This is a genomic window from Microcystis sp. M090S1, assembly GCF_020246295.1.
In the GTDB taxonomy this organism is placed as follows: domain Bacteria; phylum Cyanobacteriota; class Cyanobacteriia; order Cyanobacteriales; family Microcystaceae; genus Microcystis; species Microcystis aeruginosa.
In genome coordinates this window covers 1-3,476 of record NZ_JADBTF010000439.1, presented here as the reverse complement: position 1 = coordinate 3,476, position 3,476 = coordinate 1, and the positions used below count along the sequence as shown (strand labels likewise).

Genomic DNA, 3,476 nt, shown 5'->3' with positions numbered 1-3,476 from the left:
CTTTGGGCTCGATCCAATAAACGCTTGGGGAGAGAATACCTCTACTTTTTCAGAAGCAATTCTGTCTAAGCAAGTAATCTCTGTGAACCAAGAATCCCCGTCTCTTTAGAGCGGGGAGTGTCAACCCTAGCACCGCTTTAAGACTAGCTAAATACTTGCAAGTCTCTCCTGATTTTTGGTTAAATCTTCAAATCCGATTGGATTTGTTTGACATTAAACAAAAAGAGAGCGAGCAAATTGAAAAAATTCTTCCGTCCCCTACAACAGTAATTACGAGCGAGTGAGGGAGTTAATCAGACTCTTAAAAACTGATTTGGTATTATACTAAATCCGTTGAGTATAGGCTACATATCAAGACAGGCAAAAGGCAAAAGGCAAAAGGGGCAATAAATAATCAGTCTTTGATAACCAGATTTAGTATGAGCTAGGGTTTAACCCTTCTTTAATAAACCTCTTGCATAATTAATTTTTGAGGGTTCAAAAACGGTAAAAATAAGGATTAAATTGCATAAAATCCTTAAATAGACCATTTAATTGATTATTATTCATTCTTAATTATCCTGACGACCGGCTACTGACTCCTGACCCTAACAACAATTTTTGATTTTTACAAGAGGTCTAATCTAGTGAGGCAGCAACTTAAACCTAAGATTTTTTCAAGAACTTCTGACGAACTCGCGAGATTAACAGGTCTAATTCAGGTAACTTCAATAACATCGCACCGAGGAGGAATAAACCCACCGCTACCGTTGAGGCAAAACCTAACTGTAATAATTGTAAGAAAATATTACCAGCACCGAAAACCTTTTCCCAACCCCAACTAGCACCCCAACTAGCAACACCAGAAAGCATTGTAATTACCGTTAATCCCAATAAGGATAAACCCCATTCTCCCAAGGGTAAACCCCCTAAACGACGATTTAAAATCACCGTAAAAATGCCCATAGAAATGATATTAACCCCCACGGTTGCTAAAACAATCCCCGGAGTACCAAAAGGTTTATACAAGAGGAAATCCAGCACACCATTAAGAAAAATATTTACCATACTCACCTTAAAGGGCGTGTCGCCATCACCCAAAGCATAGAACACTCGTACCAAAACATCGCGCCCGAGATAGAAAAACATCCCGAAACCGTAGGCCATTAATACGGGGACCACCTGTTCCGAGGCAGCCAGATTAAAGGCACCCCGTTGATAGATAACCCGCACTACAGGGAAAGCGAGGGCGATAAAGATAGCGGTGAAGGGTAACATGGTTAAAGCCGTCAATAATAAACCCTGACGGATTCTTTGCTTCAATTCTCCCCAATTTTCCGGTTCCGTCAGTCGAGAAAATATCGGCATAAACGGCACGAGAATCATGTTGGACATGATGCCCAAGGGCGTGAGAACGATAAAACTGGCGTAACGCATGGATGCGGCGGCATTTTCGATAAAAGAAGCGAAAAAGAGGTCAGTATAAACGTTAATATGCAACATTCCCGAAGATAAGGTCGCCGGAATCATCACCCGCAACACCTCCGACACCCCCGGTATCCGCCAATCCCAACGAAATGTTAATTTTCCTAAACCTGCCTTGACTTGTGCGCCTACTTGTGCTAACCATTGCCAGATCGCCCCGATGAGAGTACCGCCGGCGAGGACAAAACCCCCCAGTTGAATATATTGCGGATTATCAATGCGATCGCCAAGTGACCAGGCCAGCAAACCCACCCCGATAATCACCGCCACACTGGAAAAAAGCGGACTGAGACTCGGTAGCCAGTATTGGTCCGCCGCGTTGAGAGTACCGAAACCGATGCCGATTAAACCAGCTAAAACCGCCATGGGGGCCATAATTTGCAGTTGTTGAATGGCCATGCCACGGGTGGCGGCATCTAAACCGGGGGCGAGAACATCGATAAAAATATTGGCAAAAACGATTAAAAAGACGGTGACAGCTAATAAAATCGCACTGACTAGGGTGGTAATAGTCTCGACAATCGGCGCGGACTCGGATTTATCTCTTTTGGCCAAAACACTGACCAAAGCGCTATGAAAGGGGCCGTTAATACCACCGAGGAGAATTAACAGAAAACCGGGGATAACGTAGGCAAAAGCGTAGGCGTTCACCACTGGCCCAACACCGTAGGCAGCGGCGATTACCTGTTCGCGGACCAAACCAAAAACCTTACTGATTAAGGTGGCAACGGCGACAATTCCGGCAATACCGGCTAAGGAACGGGTAGCTTTCTTAGTAATGACGACACCTCGAAAGAAAACAACTGCATTGATTGATTCTACCCGTTTCTGTGTTCCCGCAGAAAAGCGCTCTCTAGTTGGAAAATTTAATTTGACTGGAATGTATAACACCCATTTCCCCACAGACATCCGTATAATACCAAGAGCCAACCGAACCATAAATATTGATGGTTCTACGTTCTCTGACTGAACAGATGATATTGCCATTGGGGGATGTTCTCACATTTGATGGTGGAGAAAACACTATTGCCGCAGCGATTCTTGATCTAGATTGAGAACTATCGAATCTGTAACTACACACCACCTCTAGCATTGTTTGAGTCGCCTGAGAGCGGGGACGATGAATTTGTCTTTCGGGAAAAGTCGTCCAAGTTCCGTTATCACAATTAGCTTGGCTAACCAGTCGTTGATTTCCTAAATAATAAACAAAGTCAACACTACGGGAACTAGCCGGAACAATCGAACATAAATCGATGTTAACGCTTTTTCCCGTCACAGCAGTTCCGGCAAAGTAATTACAAGTTTCAGCCAAAACTATATTCGGTTTTGCCCAGGAAGCACCGACTACCATTGTCAAAGATAGACTAGAAATCAAAATAATTTTTTTCATGGTTGATTTGACATTTTCTGGAGGCTTTTTCTGAGATCATTTTATACTCAATTGAATTGCGGCTAGAACCTGATGGCGACAAAATATTAGTATTTTTTATCTAATTCTCTGTTCCCGTAGAAAAGCGATCGCTAGTTGTCAAATTTAATTTGACTGGAATGTATAACACCCATTTCTCCATAGACATTCGTATCATACCAAGAGCCAACCGAACCATAAATATTGATGGTTCTACTCTTGATTACAAAAATCGCCCGTTCAAGAAAACTTAACAATGCCACCAGCGATCGCAGTTTTAAAGTTTAATTAACAAGAAGATAGTGATCGCACTGGATGAAAGTATTTCTAAGGCGATCAACAAAGGTTTAAGGATGCGAGAGATTGATGTTATAATGTCTCCTGAATAGATATTAATTGAGGCTTTCGATAAAGAACGCATATAAGGTTCTTCGGTTTGTGCTATGCAATGGACGGAGTTATGAGGGATGAAACCCTTATAGAGAAGGACATTGATGCGATTTTTGTCAATTGTTTTCGATCTAGAACGAACTAATCAATAGAACTCTTGCCAGATAAGGATTTAGTCGATTTATGCCACCCTATTGAACCATACCAAGTAACG

The 3,476-nt window shown here is 42.4% G+C and carries 2 protein-coding genes; both read right to left on the bottom strand.

The genetic code is table 11. The annotated features are described in order from the left end of the window. Window positions 1-645: 645 nt before the first annotated feature. Window positions 646-2,373, bottom strand: coding sequence for a murein biosynthesis integral membrane protein MurJ (gene murJ, locus IM477_RS19305; protein WP_287733110.1), 1,728 nt, complete (start codon window positions 2,371-2,373; stop codon window positions 646-648). Next, a complete protein-coding gene (locus tag IM477_RS19300; RefSeq protein ID WP_287733108.1) occupies window positions 2,318-2,854 on the bottom strand; it encodes a hypothetical protein in 537 nt (178 codons plus the stop codon). The genes murJ and IM477_RS19300 overlap by 56 nt, the downstream gene beginning before the upstream one ends. Window positions 2,855-3,476 lie beyond the last annotated feature (622 nt).

Coding starts and splice junctions, on each gene's coding strand:
- murJ (WP_287733110.1), bottom strand. CDS start 2,373: ATGTCTGTGGGGAAATGGGTGTTATACATTCCAGTCAAATTAAATTTT.
- IM477_RS19300 (WP_287733108.1), bottom strand. CDS start 2,854: ATGAAAAAAATTATTTTGATTTCTAGTCTATCTTTGACAATGGTAGTC.